This window comes from Pleomorphochaeta caudata (genome assembly GCF_055395745.1).
The window spans coordinates 1,765,405-1,783,068 of the sequence record NZ_AP042458.1 but is presented as its reverse complement, the minus strand read 5'-3'; the positions used below and the strand labels follow the sequence as shown (position 1 = coordinate 1,783,068).

Genomic DNA, 17,664 nt, shown 5'->3' with positions numbered 1-17,664 from the left:
CCTATGCGTGTCCTAATATCATTAAAGCAATGATAAAGCCAAAAACAACTAGACCTTCTGCTAAAGCAATAAAAATTAAAGCTTGAGAAGCTAATTCAGGTTTTTCACTTATAGCACCCATAGCAGCAGCACCTACATTACCAATAGCAATACCTGCAGCTAAAGCACCCATTGCAAAGGCTATTGCAGCTGCTAAACAAACCATTCCTGTTTGTGAAGCTGCTCCAGTATCAACACCTGCAGCAAAAATGCTAGGAGCAAAAACAAACGCTGATGCAAACATCATTAATAGAGTTGCAATTACAGAAAGTTTCATCTTTCTTTTGAAGGCAATTTTGGTCATATTATAGACCCTCCTATATATATTATATAATAACTATCGCTCATTAGAGCGCAAACTAACTGGAGAATAAGCAATGCCTTTTCCAGTAAAAAATTTCGTAAAAAATTCGTAGTAGTTAAGTCTTAAGGATTGTATACCAGCTGATAATCCCTCAAGTGCTATAACTAATACATTTCCAAATAATAAAATTAGAATACCAAAAACAGAAGTCATTCCTGGGCCTTCAGCTAAAGTTTCAAAAGCGCCCATCAAACTTACGTGAGCAATTCCTAAACCAGCTACACGCAAGAAGGATAAAGTATTTGACATATAACCTGTAAAAGTCTCTAATAACTCAATTGGCCACATCATAAACATATTAGGTAGAATAGAGGCAAAAGATCCAACTTTTTCACCCTCTTTCTTTAATTTAAAGTATTCCAATGGTTCTTTTACTAATAGTCCAATTGCACCAATTATTAATAATATAAAAATCCAATTATCTGTTGGGAAAGATGTATAACCACTCTTAACATAAGAGAAACCAATATATAATCCGACACTATACATCATTGCACCTGTTAAACCAGTTCTAGAGAAGAAAAGATTTATAAAATCTTTTTTTATAACTAGATTTATCCAGTTTATAAATAGCCCAACAAAAATAACAATAATTCCATATATAATTGTGATACCTAAAATATCATATACATTTTGAACACCAGTACCTATTTGTGCAGTTCCCATTACTACAGAGTGATAATTGAACCATAAAGGAGGAAATACACTAAAGCCAAATGTTGATCCAAAGAGAACACCACCAACCATCGAGGCGACCCCTAAATATATTAATAAAACAGCAACACTTCTATTAATTAAGCCATCTTTCTTCATTGGATTATTCTTATATGAAAGATGCATTAATATACCAATTAACAAAAGTACAAAACCTTGACCAAGATCAGCAAACATAAGCATAAACATTGTCAAATATGCAACAGCTACAAACCAAGTTGGGTTTACAGTACCATATTCAGGAATACCATAATTGGTTACCATTTTTTCAAAAGGTTTAAAGAATTTAGGCGTAGTAACTTCTACAGGAATATTTTTAACTTCAGTTTGGCTTGGATCACTTTGATCTACAATACATTCACCATCAGAAGCTTCATAAATTGCTTGTTCAACTTTATTAGCTAATTTTGCTGGAACCCAACCTGAGAATAAAGTAGTATTTCTTGTATATTTGAAATAAGAACGTATTTGGTTAGATAACTCATGCAATCTTAAATTACACCATATACTTACCAATAAAGGTTCTTTCTCTTGAATTTTATTTTGTATATCATTTTGTATACTTTGTTTTTCTTCTAAAATACTATCAATTCTTAAACTTAACTCTTCCATTATTGCTAATGTGTTTTGTTTTTGGATGTCACTATCTTCACATTCAACCCAACCAAATAAATCAACAACTTGTGAAATATTAGCAGAATCTCTTTTTAGACTTAAAGTTGTGATATATCCATCTTTTTCTAAAACAATTACACTAAAGTCAGTTAATCTTTTCTTAAACTTATCTATATCGGAATTAATCTTACCAACTCTAATTTCAATAAAATCTCTTCTATCAATATCAATATAGTGTTTTATTTCACTTAAAATTTCATAATTTTGATTTAATTTTTTTTGTTCTTCTTTGATTGATGCAATTGAGTTACTAAATTCATCTAAAGTTTTTCTATAACTTTTAATATCTAAAGCAACCATATCTTCAACTTTTAAAAGAGAAGAACTTGGAAGAGGTCTTCCGCTTTGTCTAAGTAAATTATCAATTCTTCTTCTTGTATCTTCTATAGTCAATCTATCTGAATTAGGTCTTTTTCTACTTAATTTTGCTAATTGTTCTGGAGGCAAATTTGTTATTTGAACAAAATCAAGAGCCCCAATAGATAATAATGATTTTACTACCTCATCACTTTTATTTTCTATAACAACTGCAGTTAATAGTCGCATGTTTTCTGTGAATAAACTCATACAATTAATCCTTTTATCTCGTCAGCATCAACCTTATAATACTTTGCTCCTAAAATTCCGCAAATAATACTATATTGTTGTTCTCTTAAATAGAAATAAGCTAAAGCTGTACCAATGGTAAAAGGTTTACCTCCTAAACAATTTTCAAACAATTGGCCTTTTTTCTTATATAAGAATCTTTCAATATTTCTAATTTGATTTATCATTCTTTCTTTAGAATCTGTTGAACCGTCAACAATTATATTAGCTAAGTCATTATATTTTTCTTTCAATAAATTCTCAACATTTCTATTTTTAGGATCAGAATTGATATACATTTTTGTTGTTTCATCTTTATAAACTTTTGAATATGGATATAAGATTTTAGATAAATTTTCACTTGTTAATTGATGGAACCAACCGTATCTAATTAACATAATAATATTCTTTAAATCAGTTTCCATTTTAAAAACTTTTAAAGCTATTGCCTTATCATCTTTAGATAAAGAAATTGTAGTTTGATACATTAATTCAACTATTTTTGAATCTATTGCTGATTCCAAATAAAACAAACCATCACTTTCAATTTGTTCTAGTGAAAATTTATTTAAAATACTTTCATAGAAAGTACCTCTAACAGCTTCTATTATATTATCATAAGTTATTGCATTAATTATTGATGTGTAATTTATATCATTTACTATTTTATATTTTACGATATATGCACTTCTAAAGGAAATTGGTCGTTTATGGATTGCTGAAGAATACCATAATCTAATTGCATTTTTTAAATTCTCTGCTTCTATTCTTGATAAAAGATTTTTTATCATTTCTTGTGATGGACCACTTAAAAATTTTTGAACATTCATTAAATCTTCAATTTCTTCATTAAGCAATGAAAGCTCAACTAACTGTAAATCACCTGTCTTATCATATACTTGAGCAGCATTGTCATAACCATGTTCTTTTAAAATACCTATGGCCTCGACTAAACTACCGGCTTTTAATAAGTCATCTTGTAATTGAGGATCTCTAATCTTTCCAATTTTAGCTCTTAGTTTGGCATTTATAAAACCATATGTATTAACTGCTCTTTTCATTTATCAAACACCGTTGAATTACAAATTTTTGATGCTATATCATCAGAAATTTTATCTATGCAATCATAATCAATATTTATTGAAGATTTTAAATCGTCTTCAAATGATTCAAGTTCTAAAGCATTTTTTGTTTTTAGCTCTTCTATCTTTTGATTATTTATCAAGCGCCTTTCTTTAACAGCTTTTTTTAAATCTTCTTTAACTTTCATCTCAGCTTCAGCAATAATCTTTGTTGATTTCTGCCTAGCTTGTTCAACGATTTTAGTAGCATTATCTTCTACTTCAATTATCTCAGAAATAATATCACTTTGCATAATAAGTGCTCCTATAGTGTTTAAGTATTAATTTTACACGTAATTGTGTCAATATATTTTATAATTAAAAACACTTTTATACCCAATAAATACTAATAAAACACTATTTTTTTATACATACTATCCAATTTTAGGGCACATATGTGTAATTTGGATTTGTACTATTAGTACTTTCAACTACAGTTGGAATATAATTATCGTCAAGATTTTCTTCCCAATTTTCAGCAGTATCTGCAAAAGCAGGATCATTTTCAAAGCTTGCTTGGTCCATAGTTTGAGTATCATCTAATGTATTTTGCCAATCACTTGCAGTATCTTCAAATGCCAAATCAGTTACTTCTTCATCCAATGGTGGGAATATCGTATCCCAGAATACTTGTTCATTTTCATATCTATCAAACGGCAACTCAATAATCTCTAAATAATCAGAAGCTAATTCATCACCAAATGTACTTACTGTATCTGCACTTTGATCTGCCACTACATCAAATGCGTTAGATACATCCTCACTTTGTTGAGCTTGCTGATAATCTTGTAATAATAATACATTTTGATTTTTTTGAGCTGTTTCAGGAACAGTAAAATACAATCCATACCATTGATTATTTCCAGCAGACATATCAAATAAATATGTACCAGGACTTACATCAGATAAAATAAATCTACCATCTAAATCTGTAAATAAATATAATTGTTCATCAGGTTCTAAATATTCTACACCATTTTCATCTTCAAGTAATTTATATACAGGAGAAGAATATTGCTCAAATGGTTTTCCATCAGATTGTAATAATACACCACTAACAGTATAAGTTCTTGGAGAAGAGAGATGTTTGGAGAAACCAGATCTACTAAATGTATTTACAGCATAAGAGAAAGAAGCTCCAGAACTATATAAACTATCTTTTGTTCCATACATTATTAAATTATTTTTTGCATTTGCAGATAATAAAGTATAAACTACATTTCCAAATAATGGATTTAGAATATTTAAGTTTGAACTATTAGTTGTTCCTATAGAAATTGGATTATTAGCCAATTCTCCTTCTGGTCTTATAATAATAAAGTTACTTGCTGCATTCCTATTTAATGCGAAAAGCCCATCAGCATAATAAAGCGCAGAAGAAATTGTTGCAGTAGTATTCATTACAGATAAATCATTTGCCATATTATGTCTAAGTAATAAAGCAAAATAATTATTTAAATGCTGCCATGTCAAATTAAATACTGGAGTTGTAGGTGTTAAGTATTGAATTCCGCCGATATTGAACTGAATTGAATCAGAATTTGAAGGTTTATAATTTAATGACATACTACTTGTACCCTTAGAAGATAGAGAATGAGAAGCTGTTAAATTATTTAAAATGTTAAGGCCTATTCCAATTTGGAAAGTAAAATCTAAAGCATTTGAATAATAGTTATTACCAATATTTAATGAACTATTTAGAGTAATTCCAGTAATTGGGGAATAACTAGAACTAAAATTAGTACTCCATTCTAAACCTTCATTATCAAAAGTTGCTGAAATTGAAGTATTTAATGGAGGGAAATTATCTTCTTTTAGTGTATGTCCAAGTGATAAATTTAACTTACTTGCTTTATATAATAATTTAGTTGAGTTTTCCCATACTGGGAAATCTAAAGACATTGTTGCACTAATATCGCCTATTGGAGTTTCAAATCCATGAGATATTGAAGTATATAAATCTGGAGAATATAGAGACGTAAAGTCAAGCTCCATTTTACCACTAAATGGACCTGCCATAGTTGCCCAAACACCTTCAAAGGTAGTTTTAATCTCATCAAAAGCAAAAGCAAAAGAACTATTTAATGTAAAGTAGTTTGAAACACCAACATTTAAATAGAATCTTGTATCAAAATCGCTAAAGTCATAATCATACCATTGTCCATCAATATAAGGCAATGTGAAAATATTAGTTGAAGTAGCTTCTCTCTGAGATTTACTTATTGCTGCACTAAGACCATATGTATAATCACCTTTAGATAATAGACGAGTATCATAAGGTACATCAAAAGCATCAAGAATAATTGGATAGTTTTTATCTTCTGGTTCAATTCTAACCTTTATATGGTTTGCCCCTTGTTGCAAAGGGAAATCCTTTAAGATATATTCACCTTTTCTTAGCTTTCTAGTAATTGGCTCTTCATCATTCACATAAACATATAAAGTAGAATCAGATTCAATCATATAACGCTTTGTAAATTGATGCTCAAGCGGATCATCATCACCATATGAATAGTTCTTATCTATTGTAAACCCAACGGGTGTTCCATTTGTTCCTAAATATGAACCTAAATTACCAAAAGTAATTCTTAAATCTTTATCCCTAATATCATAGAAACCTTTCCAAGTACTTGCAGAATAATAGAATTCATTTGCAGTTGAACTTACAGAATATTGGAAATTAGTTGCAAAATTTAAATCAATTTTACCAATAGAAACATTATTATTCATGTTTAAAGTATTTCTTAAAATAGGATCAGAAACTAATGAACCATAATTGTAAGAACTTGATAGAGTTAAGGCGGATACAAATGATAAGAAACTTGGCTTTAATTCAATTGCATCTGCAATACCATATTTTTCATTTCTATTTATTAATGAATTTTTATTAACTTCAGAAACAGGAAGATATTTAACAGGCATATCATCTAAATCAAATTCCATTGTTACACTAAAGGCAATTACATCAATTTCAGTTTTAACATTTAGTGCATTTAACTCATCAATTGTATAATATTCAGCATCAGTATTAAATAATCTTTCTAGCCCATAATCACTTAATAAACCTTTTACATTATCATATAAACTATTTACACCAATTGAATAATTTGAACCTTCGAATTTAGTCTCTACATCCCCTACAATATCGCCATTAACAATTAATGTAAGATAATATATACCATCATCAAATAAGGCTTCATCACTTTCTCCAGCTATATAGAAATCACTAAAGAAATCATCACTTTCTTCTTGTGTTTCTACTGGATTGTTTGCATTAAAGGAATCATATTCTTCTTGAGTTTGAATATATGGAGCAAATAATATAGGTTCAAGTGGAGCTAAATCAAAATCATCAGCGAAACCACTATCCCAAGAGAAATCATCCATTTGATTATCTTCAAATTGAATGTCATCAAAATTTTCTTCAGTTACAGGCTCATCAACTTCTGTATCAACTGAAGGGGTTTCTGAATCTATTATAGGTTCAACTAATTCTGGTGTTTCTTTATCAATAACTTTATTTTCAATTTCTGTTGGAATTTCATTAGAAATAGAATCAAGTTTATCATCTGTTGAATCTAAATTAATATTTAATTCTAATTTATCGAAAGGATTTACATCATCATCTTTATCAAGATATACGTTTTCAACAATTTCAGATTGCTTTGGTGCATCCTCAATACTTGAACTATTACTTACTTGATATATATCAGGTAATTCTTTAGGTGGTAATAGACCCAAATCGTAATAATATCTTTCTTGATTTACATTAATCTTTCCGTCTGAAACTGTTCTTGTATTTTGAATTGAAGTAGGTATTTTTTCATTTTTAGAAACATGATCCACTGAGTCAACAAAACAAGATTTTACCAATAAACCAACTATTACTAATATGAAAACTAACAAAAAAGTTAATCGTGATACTCTAGCAGCCCCTACTTTTTTGATGATTCTCAATATCCTCTCCGAGATTATTCATAATCAAAGTTACTCTTATAACTAACTCCATCTTCTCTAGAAAGTTCACTAGGCCATGGAATCTGAAGAGTAACTGTTTTTCTAGCAAGAATATTAGTACCAGTCAATCCAGCTAATTGTTTTTCTCCAGACAATTTAACTGTATTGCCCTTGCTATCTTGAACGATTAATGTTGCATCAATTAATAATTGATGAACAGTACCCAAATTTGAAAGAGTAACAGCCATTGTCTCTTGTTGCTCTCTTGTTACATTACCATTATCATCTGTCTTTTCAACAATTTGATATGATGGTGCTACTCTACGAATAGCAACTCTCTCTACAACTTGTGAAGGTTCAACATATGCACTTGTAGTATAAACATATAAAAAATTGAACATGCTATTGTCTTCGGTATTTCTACCTTGTGAATAAGGAACTTGTTCAGCTCTAATTCTAAAACTTAATTCAGAAGTAGTAGTTTGAGGACCTCTATATTGAACTCTAATTAATTGAGAACTTTGAGGTTTTACAATAGTTTTATTAGGAACGATAGAAAAATATTGTGTTGCAGGTGAATTTATTTCAACACCTTGAGCATCTTGACTTCTAGTGAGAGCAGTAATCTCAACAGCGATAGAATCATTACTATCATTTACGATTGTGTAAGTTTTTGTGTTTCCAGCCCCTGTAGGAGAAAAAGTTTGTTCTAGTGGTGAAAATTGAAAAGCAAAGATATCAGCAGATATAAAAACTGTTAATATACTTAACAATAATAATATTTTCTTAAAATTTTCCTTCATGACTACCCGTCCCTTTTAACTATCTATATGGTTTATAATACGAAAGTTTACAATAATATACAAGAAAAAAAGAACAATATGGCATAATTTTCATAAAAAACACAAAAAAATATGTTACTAAAAACTTAATATACGGTTAAAAATACAACAATTCTTAACATTTATTAAGTAATAAAAATAAGTTTTTTAAATTTTTCACGTTTTCTCTTAAAAACTTATGTCCAAAGATAGTTTTCTTTTTCTAAAGTAAAAAACACTTTCTCTTTATATAAAATAGCACATTTCCATTATATTTTCATTAAAAATAAATTTTTTATCACAAAATTATTAATTTTAAAACCATTTTTTTATATTAAAAAGTTTTAATAAAAGAGCTTAAAAACCAACAAAAATAATTATTGTAAAAAAATAATTGACTAAAAATAGATGATAGTGATAATCTCGAATCAGATTCGGGCTGTAGCGCAGGGGTTTAGCGTACAAGTCTGGGGGACTTGGGGTCGCCGGTTCAAATCCGGCCAGCCCGACTGTAATCTTTTATCCTATAAGAAATTATATCTTATAGGATTTTTTATATCCTTATTAGCCACCAAAATATACCATACTGTAATTATTAATTAATAAATTTATTAACTCTATTTAAGTCTAAAAAGACTATAACTTTATTTTTTTTCTTCATATGAAACAAGGAGCTTTCTAAGTAAAGTAATCAACTCTAACCTCTCATCATTACTTAAAGATTCTAAAAGAGTTTCTTCGTGAGCAATATGCGCAGGATAAGCTTCATTCATAAAAGAAAGTCCTTTTTTTGTTAGAGATACAACTGTACCTCTTCTGTCTTTGGGATTCGGGGAACGAGATATAAGTCCAGACTTTTCTAAATTATCTAATCGGTTTGTAATAGTCCCTGATGTTATCATTAAAGAATTATAAAGTTCAGTTGGTGTAAGTTGATAAGGTTTACCTGACCTTCTAAGTGAAGCTAGCACATCAAACTCTCCTCCATTTATTGAAAATTTTGAATAATTCTCTTGGAGTAATTTATTAAGATGTTCAGCAACTCTAGATATTCTACCTATTACTGCCATAGGAGAAACATCTAAATCTTTCATTTCATTTTCCCATTGCGAGATGATATAGTCCACGTGATCTTTTTTCATAAATAATATATTCCAATCAATTTTACTTGATGTCAAGTCCTACAATTACCAAAGTATCTTGACATTAAGATAAATTAAATATATCTTGATATCAAGATACTTTATATTAAGATATATTTAATAAATAGATTTAGGAGCTATTATGAAAACAAAATATTACACTCCAATATCAACAATTGCTGGAGGCCTTCTAGCAATAATGATTTTTTTCAATGGATTACTAAGCAAATATACAACACCATTTTTCTCATCATTAGTAGTTCATACCGTTGGCCTTTTTACGAGTTTATTATTATGGCTAAGACTCAACAAAACAAAGAATAATAAACTAATATCAAAAAAAGCCCCTCTTTGGGCTTATTTTGGTGGTTTTGCAGGTGCATTATCAGTTGTAACAGCAAACCTTGCAGTTAATTCTAAATTAGGACTTGCTGGAAGTTTAAGTTTTTTTATTTTAGGACAAACCATTACTTCTCTTTTTTTTGATTACTTTGGATTATTTAAATCAAATAAAAGAAAATTAAATAAAATTGATGGGCTTAAATTTGTAACAATATTATTGGGAGCCCTTCTCGTAATAAATGGAGGAGTTTAAAAAATGCTTATATTAATGATTTTTTTAGCATTAGCAAATGGATTTCTAGTTGTATTGAGTAGAATACTAAATGCAACACTAGGTAAAGAAATAAGTGCTATTGGGGCATCTGTATGGAATCACTTTACAGGAACTATATTAATGGGAATAATTTTTCTTTTTATGAAGAATCATACAATTATTTTTCAAAATATCCCTTTCTTTGCTTTTCTAGGGGGTGTTATTGGAGCGGTTTATGTAACTATATCAAATTTCATAATACCTAAAATAGGAGCCGCAAAAGCCACTATACTTATGATTGCTGGACAAATTTGCATTGCAACTTTAATTGATTATTTAAAAAATGAATTACATAATCCACTTTCAACCATCTTAGGAATTATCTTAATTATTTTTGGAGTTTACCTTGGTGAAAAAAATATGTAAAGGGAAAAAGTTTTTTAAAAAGCTGTAATCAACAATTTAAATAAATATCAAATGATTTTTATTATTTTCCACTGAAAAACAATTCCTATATATGTTATAAATTAAATAATCTTAGGATAAGAATTTAATATATAAAATTGGAGAATTAATGAAAAATAAGTTAACTTTAATTATTCTTTTTGCAACGATTATACTTTTCTCAGCTTGTCAAACAGAATTAGATAGCAATCAAATTAAAAGCCCAAAAGAAAAAGCACAGGTAATGATTTTGGGAACATATCATTTTGCAGAGAAAGGTATTCATCTAGTAAATGTAAATTCAGAAGATATCTTAAACGATAAAAAACAAAAAGAAATAGAACAAATTATTGACCTTATTTCAAAATTCAAACCAACAAAGATTGGAGTTGAAGTTAATTATAAAAACGAAGAACTACTTAATATATTATATCAACAATATTTAAAAACTAATAAACTTCAAGAAAATAATATAATCTCTGAATCAAATGAAGTTTTTCAATTTTCTTTTCCCATTGCAAAAACCTTTCATCATGAAAAATTATATGCATTAGATTATTTTGTTGCACTACCAGAAAAAGTATTTGATTCTGCACAAAAGAATAATTACCCTATTTATTCTAAAGTAATGAAAAACTTAAACTCTTTAAAAAACACCTTTGATAAAAAAGTCAAAAATAATTCTATTTTAGAAGTTTTAAGATATCTCAACGATTCTAATCAGATAGATTCTCAGAATAATGATTTTTTCATAACTCTAGCTCAAGTTGGTGCAGGCAAAGACTTTGAAGGGGTTGATTATTTAACACAATGGTATAGAAGAAATCTTTATACTTTTAGTAACATACAAAAAATTGCAAAACCAAATGATAGGATTTTAATTATTTATGGAATTGATCATAGTAAAATATTAAAAGAACTTATAAAAAGCGATAGTAATATGGAATTTATTGATATAACAGATTATCTTTATTAATCCATAAATAGATTAAGAGCAATAAATATTATTTTTTCATAATCCTTTTTAAATAATTTTCATCTATTAAATTAACGGTTTTAAATATTCCTTTATAAAAAACAGCCATATTATTAAATACACAGGGAAGATTTTTTGCTTGCTCTAAAGTTTCAATTTTATTCAAAGAAATAGGGATATCATTTTCTTTACAATATTGTTCAAGCTTTTCAATATTTTGATAAATATAAGGACATTGCATATCATAGAAAATTGTTAAATCTTTATTTTCTACTGTTTCATTTTTAGCATTATCTGTAAATTTAGGCTTAGTACCATCAAAAGATAAAGCTAATAACTGATAGCCATTATTTGTTGTATCAACCACATTAAAGCCATACTCTTTTGCAAAAGATTGATCAGATAACCAAGCTTTTTGTTTTACTGATCCTAACATACAAACACCGGACTTACCTTTCAACTTAGCATCTTCAATACAATAATTCATTAAAGCCTTACCATAACCATGACCTTTATATTTCCCTGAAACCCATAAGCAATAAATATATAAATAATTTTCACCTACAATCGGAGTCCAAGCAGTCTCTAGAGGTGCATATTCTATAAAAACTGTAGCTTTTTCATTTAATTTTCTAAAAACATGGCCTTCCTTCAATCTTTCACAAAGCCAAGCCCTTTTTGATTCTACACCGGGATGAATTACTCTACTTCTAATTATACAACATAAATGTTCATCAGAAATATTTTCGCTATTTAAATTAATAAAATCTTTATTCATGTTAGTCATAATCCCTTACTATATTTATTACTCCTATAGATAATGTTCTAAATTTTATCATGCTAAATATAAATAATAAATAATTAAAAACTTTATTTTTAATATATTAAATTCATTATATTTCAATATAAATATACAGTATTTGAAATAATATATAAAATCTATTTTTATAGATAATTGTAAAAAATAAACCTCAGAAATATAATATACAAAAGAAAAATAAAATGAGGTAATAAATATGGAGTTCTCTCCCGAAAAAATTTATCCACGTACTAAAGATAAGGAAACAGTTTATCTAAAATCTTTTGTAAAAAACCCAAATATTATTGTAGGAGATTTTACGATATATAATGATTTTGTTAATAATCCAATGGACTTTGAAAAAAATAATGTATTATATCAATATCCAATCAATAACGATAAACTTATTATTGGAAAATTTTGCTCAATTGCTTGTGGAGCAAAGTTTATTTTCAATAGTGCAAATCATACTTTATCAGCGCTTTCAACATACCCTTTCCCTATATTTTTTGAAGAATGGGATTTAGATGTTAAAAATATAACCACAGCTTGGGATAATAAAGGTGATATTGTAATTGGAAATGATGTTTGGATTGGCTATGATGCAGTAATTTTATCAGGAGTTACAATTGGGGATGGTGCAATAATTGGAACACGTGCAGTTGTAACAAAAGATGTTCCTCCATATACCATTGTGGGAGGAGTTCCAGCAAAACAAATAAAAAAACGTTTCAATGAAAAAACTATCGCTCAATTAGAAGAAATAAAATGGTGGGATTGGAATCCTAATAAAATTAAACAAAATATTAATGCAATTAAATCAGGAAACATAAATCTATTAAAATAAAAATAAGCCCCTTAATTAATACAAAGATTAACTTTGATAAAAAAAGAGGCTATTTTCAATTATATCTTATCTATTGTTATTATTAAATTTACGATATGAATTTCTTCTGTCGGTTCTTGGTGGACGTTCAGTAGCTTCATTAACACGTAGCATACGACCTCCTACTTCTTTACCGTCTAGTTCAGCGATAGCAGCATCAGCTTCTTCACTTTGATCCATTTCAACAAATGCAAATCCTTTTGGGCGTCTTGTTTCACGATCTAAAATTACATTTACACTTAAAACTTCTCCGAATTCTTCGAATACTGCGCGTAAATCATCTTCAGTTGTTCTGTAACTCATGTTACCAACATAAATTTTCTTAGCCATTTTTAATAATCCTTTTACAGGTTGGCACCTGTGGTAAATATCTCACTAATTTGGTGCAGTTAAACTCTTTTACCTCTAGAAAAAATGTTAAGTAACAACAACTTAAGATAAGTAAGAAATATAAATGTAACACAAATTAAAATGTAATTTCACAGTATATTTTCTTTTGCCAATTGTCAATCATAAAATCACTTATGTTTGATTTATACCCAAAAAATAGTTAATTTATTAAATAAAATTTATAAAAATATCCTCTAAATAGCGCGTCGCGACATCTTCTGCTTTAATATTTGGTTGAAAATTATCAAAAATATAGTCATTTCTCAAATCCTTATATAACAAAATAATATTTTTTAATGAATAATAAACAGATTCTTTATTATATGTGGCAACAGTATTAATTAGCTCATCTAAAAATTCTGGTGCATCAATTTCAATTTTTCTAACACCCTTAGGTTGTTTCTCTTTTTTTAATAAAATTAATGGGCCAATAACGGTTTGTCTTAAAAATGAAATAAATTCTATTGCTTCAAAAAGTTCACCACGCCCGATTTTAGTTGCTCCATAGTGAATCCAAACCCAAAATCTATCTTCAATCCATTGTATATTAGGAACTGGAAAAATAGCTACTTCTTCTTTCATTTTATTAGTAATACAATTATCCTTTTCCCATAAAATTTTAAAATCTTCAACTCTATGAGCAATATCACTAAATTTAACAAATTTAAAATCAACATGAACTAAAGGGTTATTATATAAACAAATAATTAATCTAGGCTCTCCTACATGCTCACCAGTAAAAGCAGACAATAATTCTCCAAAACTATTAACAATATTAAGTCTTTCTTTCATTACTTTTTCATAAGATTCATCATTAACTGCAATCACTAAATCAATATCTGAAAATTCATCCATCTCATCTGTAATATAAGACCCCGCAGCAGCAACCCCTAAAAGATCTTCATTTAGCTTTAAACTCTCAATAAGATTATCGAGAAAAAGTTTATGTTCATAAATCATACAATTCACCTTTTATTTTAATAAAGTTATGTTAGCACACAAATTATGAAAATATCTAGGTTAATATTTTTTATTATTTATTTTGTATAACTTGCTTCCCATCTAGTAAAAAAGCATTTTTAGGACAATGATTAACACATCTCATACAGCTTTCGCAAAGAGTGTGATCTATAGTTATTTTTTTTGTATTTGGGATATAAGATAAAGCTTGTTTAGGACATTTTCTGATGCATAATCCACAACTAATACATTTATCATTATTAACTGTTAGTTTCTTACTTTGGTTAATCCAAATATTTTTAGAAACAGAAATAGATCTCATTAAATCTGATAAAATAATAATTCTATGCCATTTTGTTTTTCCAGCCAAAAGATTCTGGCAAAATTCTTCTGCTATTTTATAAGCTTTTTGATTTAAAGATATCCCTTTATCAACTTTTTTTATATTCGTTTGCATACTATTTGACATCTTGATTTCTAGTGCACCAACACAATTATAGCCCTTTTTTGATAATACTTTTTTTAAAGGCCCCACAATACCCCCTGAAAAAGCTTCCATGGTATCTATCATAAATATCTTCTTATTCTGTGTAGTTGGTAATTTTTTAGCAAAATTCCAAACTAAAGGAAATGTTGATTGAATTGCTACAGGAAATAGTAAGCCTACATATTCACAATCATCAATATTGACTCTTTCAATTTTCTCCATTTTTTCTAGAGAAGTTTCAAAACCTTTTTCTTCAAAAATCTTTTTTACATGATTAGCAATTTTTTCAGTGTTCCCTGATCCTGAAAAATAAAATAAATTAATTTTTTCCATACATTACCTCAAACCATTATTTTTAATAATTAAAAAATATATAAAACCTAAAAAAGTGTATTGTAAAAAATCGTCATTAAATCTTATTTCTTTAACATATATTTTAGTGATAATTCATTAGCATTAATTAAGTTTTCAGGAGTTTTCATTGTATATTTTTTGCAAAACTTTATGAAATGAGACTGATCATAATAAAAAGATAAGGGATCCATTAATTCCATACTTTTTCTAAACTTGATTATATTAAAATATGCTTTAGGTGTTATATTAAAAGATTTTTTAAATATTCTTTCTACTTTACTTATAGAAATATTAAACTTTATAGCTAATTCTTTTACAGTAATCTCCCCATTATTTTTTTCTATATAATTAATCATATCTTCTAAAAAATTTATTTCAACATTCTTATTAATATTTCTTATAAATAAATTTTCAATATTTTTAACAAATTCTTTTTGTTCAAAATTTTTAATATTTAACACTTCTTTAATTAAATTTGTCATTAATTCATTATTATCTATACTTTTACAATCGATAATAAATTTATCATTCAAACTAAATTCAATTCCAAAAAACATTAAAAATGCAAAAGGTTTAAAGGCTATGCCTACTTGTTTAATATGAGATTTATATTTAATTTTTATTGCTCTATTATATTGAGAAAACAATGCAAAATCAGGGACCTCAATTTCTTGATTATCTATAAAAATAGTATATTTATCACCTAAATTAAAAACTAAATGAACTTGGCCAGTGGGCATTACAATATCATTAAGATTTTTTGTATCTAAATCTACATACCATATTTCATCTATATAAGATTTTAGTTCATTATCTGGAAAGTTTTGACTTATCATATAAAAATTATAAATGAAGTTTATAAAAAATGATATATAAAAACAAAAACCTATAAGGATGAAGCTCCTTATAGGTAAATTATCAAGTTATTTCTATTTGCTTAATACTATTATAAATATGTAATCATAAAACCCTTGTTATAAGTATAAAATCATATTTTATATATAATCATATAATTAATTTTGAAAATATAATAATAAATTAAAAAACAACTTATCAAAATTATTAAAAAATTTTAATAATTATATAACCATAACAGAGACTCCGTCTGGGATTGCAATAATAGAACAATTATCTTTATTAATTATTTTCTTTGCAATAATTAGAGCTTCTTCAATTGAAGATGCTGGAATCATATGCATTTGCTCAATTAATGTCTTTTCAGCTTCAGAAACATATATAACTCTTGCTTTCATTAAAATACGCAAGAATATTTGTGTTTGCCATTGGTCAGAAACAGTTTCATTTCTTTTTCTAGACATGAATAAATCCATCGTTTTTTTGATATCTGGTTCATCAGCTAGTTGACGATAAAAGCCTTCACCACCATGTCCATCATTTGATTTAGCAAGCATAATTATTACACCATCTTGCTTTACTGTTGATTCTGCAGCAGTCATACCTTTTACTGCTTGATAAATATTTTGATCTAATGGATAACCCCCATTAGTAGTAATTACAATATCAGAAACATTAGCATCTACCTTACAAAGACTGTTTAAAAACTTACAACCAGCTTGATGAGCTTGCTCCATATCACCTGAAACGGCATAAATTACTTCTTTTTTTTCATTTATAACTACGTTAACAATAAAAGCTAAATTTGCATTTCTTGCAGCCCAAACCATATCTTTATGTATCAAATTATTTTCTAAAATACCAGTTCTAGAATTATCATCATTAATAAATTCACTACAGTGATTTGCTAATACAGTTCTACGATTTGCAACGCCTGGTAAGACACTTTTCCTGCCACCAGAAAATCCTGCAAAAAAATGTGGTTCAATAAAACCTTCAGAGACTAATAAATCTGCATCAATAATTAATTTATTTAAAATACATTCACCACCACTAGGTAAAATACCAATTTTAACAAATTCTGAATTATCACAATCATGAATAACAATCTTCTCATTGTTATAAATTTCTATTCCAAATTTATCAATTAATTCTTCTTTTCGTGTGCCTCTATGACACCCAGTGGCTATTAATATAGTTATATCTGCATTTTTATTTCCTTTTCTGATTTCTCTCAACATCATAGGAATAATAATTTTACTAGGGACAGGTCTAGTATGATCACTTGCAATAATTACTACTTTATTTTTATTCTTTGATAATTCACAAAGCGGCAAAGAACCAATAGGATTTAAAATAGATTCTTCAACTATACTAAATTGATTTTTACTTGTTTTATAATCGTGTAATTTTGAACTTAATATACCTTTGAAATTATAATTTTCAAAATCAAATTCTACCAATTCTTTTCCGTACGGGAAGTTTACTTTCATATTATTC

The 17,664-nt window shown here is 27.7% G+C and carries 17 protein-coding genes and 1 tRNA gene; 5 read left to right on the top strand and 13 right to left on the bottom strand.

Translation table 11 applies throughout. The features are described from left to right. Nucleotide 1: 1 nt before the first annotated feature. From ACZ5RS_RS08315 to ACZ5RS_RS08290, 6 genes are all read right to left on the bottom strand, one after another. Complete coding sequence (locus ACZ5RS_RS08315; protein WP_464634360.1) at nt 2-343, bottom strand: ATP synthase subunit C; 342 nt, start codon at nt 341-343, stop codon at nt 2-4. Nucleotides 344-376: 33 nt separating this feature from the next. Beyond that, complete coding sequence (locus ACZ5RS_RS08310) at nt 377-2,359, bottom strand: V-type ATP synthase subunit I (protein WP_464634358.1); 1,983 nt, start codon at nt 2,357-2,359, stop codon at nt 377-379. Then, entirely contained in the window at nt 2,356-3,438 is a 1,083-nt protein-coding gene (locus ACZ5RS_RS08305) for a V0D/AC39 family V-type ATPase subunit (protein WP_464634356.1), read from the bottom strand. Before ACZ5RS_RS08305 ends, ACZ5RS_RS08310 begins: the two co-directional genes overlap by 4 nt. Beyond that, nucleotides 3,435-3,752, bottom strand: coding sequence for a hypothetical protein (locus ACZ5RS_RS08300; RefSeq protein WP_464634354.1), 318 nt, complete (start codon nt 3,750-3,752; stop codon nt 3,435-3,437). Before ACZ5RS_RS08300 ends, ACZ5RS_RS08305 begins: the two co-directional genes overlap by 4 nt. Nucleotides 3,753-3,882: 130 nt before the next feature. Beyond that, complete coding sequence (locus tag ACZ5RS_RS08295) at nt 3,883-7,455, bottom strand: hypothetical protein (RefSeq protein ID WP_464634352.1); 3,573 nt, start codon at nt 7,453-7,455, stop codon at nt 3,883-3,885. Nucleotides 7,456-7,469: 14 nt separating this feature from the next. Beyond that, complete coding sequence (locus tag ACZ5RS_RS08290) at nt 7,470-8,258, bottom strand: fimbria/pilus periplasmic chaperone (RefSeq protein WP_464634350.1); 789 nt, start codon at nt 8,256-8,258, stop codon at nt 7,470-7,472. Nucleotides 8,259-8,711: 453 nt separating this feature from the next. Between ACZ5RS_RS08290 and ACZ5RS_RS08285 the strand changes: the two genes are divergently transcribed. After that, a tRNA-Pro gene (locus tag ACZ5RS_RS08285) sits at nt 8,712-8,785 on the top strand. A gap of 135 nt (nt 8,786-8,920) precedes the next feature. Here the strand turns inward: ACZ5RS_RS08285 and ACZ5RS_RS08280 are convergent. Further along, the gene (locus ACZ5RS_RS08280; RefSeq protein ID WP_464634348.1) at nt 8,921-9,403 is read right to left on the bottom strand and encodes a MarR family winged helix-turn-helix transcriptional regulator; all 483 of its coding nucleotides are present in this window, start codon (nt 9,401-9,403) and stop codon (nt 8,921-8,923) included. A gap of 157 nt (nt 9,404-9,560) precedes the next feature. On the opposite strand from ACZ5RS_RS08280, the gene ACZ5RS_RS08275 reads away from it, so the two are divergent. The 3 genes from ACZ5RS_RS08275 (at nt 9,561) to ACZ5RS_RS08265 (ending at nt 11,433) form a co-directional block, all read left to right on the top strand. Next, a complete protein-coding gene (locus ACZ5RS_RS08275; RefSeq protein ID WP_464634346.1) occupies nt 9,561-10,013 on the top strand; it encodes a DMT family transporter in 453 nt (150 codons plus the stop codon). A 3-nt stretch (nt 10,014-10,016) separates the two neighbouring features. Further along, the gene (locus ACZ5RS_RS08270; RefSeq protein ID WP_464634344.1) at nt 10,017-10,439 is read left to right on the top strand and encodes a DMT family transporter; all 423 of its coding nucleotides are present in this window, start codon (nt 10,017-10,019) and stop codon (nt 10,437-10,439) included. 148 nt (nt 10,440-10,587) lie between these two features. Continuing rightward, nucleotides 10,588-11,433, top strand: coding sequence for a DUF5694 domain-containing protein (locus ACZ5RS_RS08265; protein ID WP_464634342.1), 846 nt, complete (start codon nt 10,588-10,590; stop codon nt 11,431-11,433). Between the two features lie 28 nt (nt 11,434-11,461). Here ACZ5RS_RS08265 and ACZ5RS_RS08260 read toward each other — a convergent pair whose 3' ends face one another. Continuing rightward, nucleotides 11,462-12,211, bottom strand: coding sequence for a GNAT family N-acetyltransferase (locus ACZ5RS_RS08260; protein WP_464634340.1), 750 nt, complete (start codon nt 12,209-12,211; stop codon nt 11,462-11,464). 238 nt (nt 12,212-12,449) lie between these two features. On the opposite strand from ACZ5RS_RS08260, the gene ACZ5RS_RS08255 reads away from it, so the two are divergent. Continuing rightward, a complete protein-coding gene (locus tag ACZ5RS_RS08255; protein WP_464634338.1) occupies nt 12,450-13,079 on the top strand; it encodes a CatB-related O-acetyltransferase in 630 nt (209 codons plus the stop codon). A 66-nt stretch (nt 13,080-13,145) separates the two neighbouring features. Here ACZ5RS_RS08255 and ACZ5RS_RS08250 read toward each other — a convergent pair whose 3' ends face one another. The 5 genes from ACZ5RS_RS08250 to larA all read right to left on the bottom strand — a co-directional run bounded on the left by ACZ5RS_RS08250 (nt 13,146) and on the right by larA (nt 17,657). Next, a complete protein-coding gene (locus ACZ5RS_RS08250; RefSeq protein WP_464634336.1) occupies nt 13,146-13,448 on the bottom strand; it encodes an RNA recognition motif domain-containing protein in 303 nt (100 codons plus the stop codon). A 228-nt stretch (nt 13,449-13,676) separates the two neighbouring features. Next, nucleotides 13,677-14,468 (bottom strand): nucleotidyltransferase domain-containing protein, encoded by a 792-nt coding sequence (locus ACZ5RS_RS08245; protein ID WP_464634334.1) that lies wholly within the window; start codon nt 14,466-14,468, stop codon nt 13,677-13,679. 73 nt (nt 14,469-14,541) lie between these two features. Further along, entirely contained in the window at nt 14,542-15,288 is a 747-nt protein-coding gene (locus ACZ5RS_RS08240) for an EFR1 family ferrodoxin (protein WP_464634332.1), read from the bottom strand. Nucleotides 15,289-15,371: 83 nt separating this feature from the next. Continuing rightward, nucleotides 15,372-16,145, bottom strand: a complete 774-nt coding sequence (locus ACZ5RS_RS08235; RefSeq protein WP_464634330.1) for a DUF6597 domain-containing transcriptional factor — start codon at nt 16,143-16,145, stop codon at nt 15,372-15,374. Between the two features lie 243 nt (nt 16,146-16,388). Continuing rightward, nucleotides 16,389-17,657, bottom strand: coding sequence for a nickel-dependent lactate racemase (gene larA / locus ACZ5RS_RS08230; RefSeq protein ID WP_464634328.1), 1,269 nt, complete (start codon nt 17,655-17,657; stop codon nt 16,389-16,391). Between the last annotated feature and the right edge of the window lie 7 nt (nt 17,658-17,664).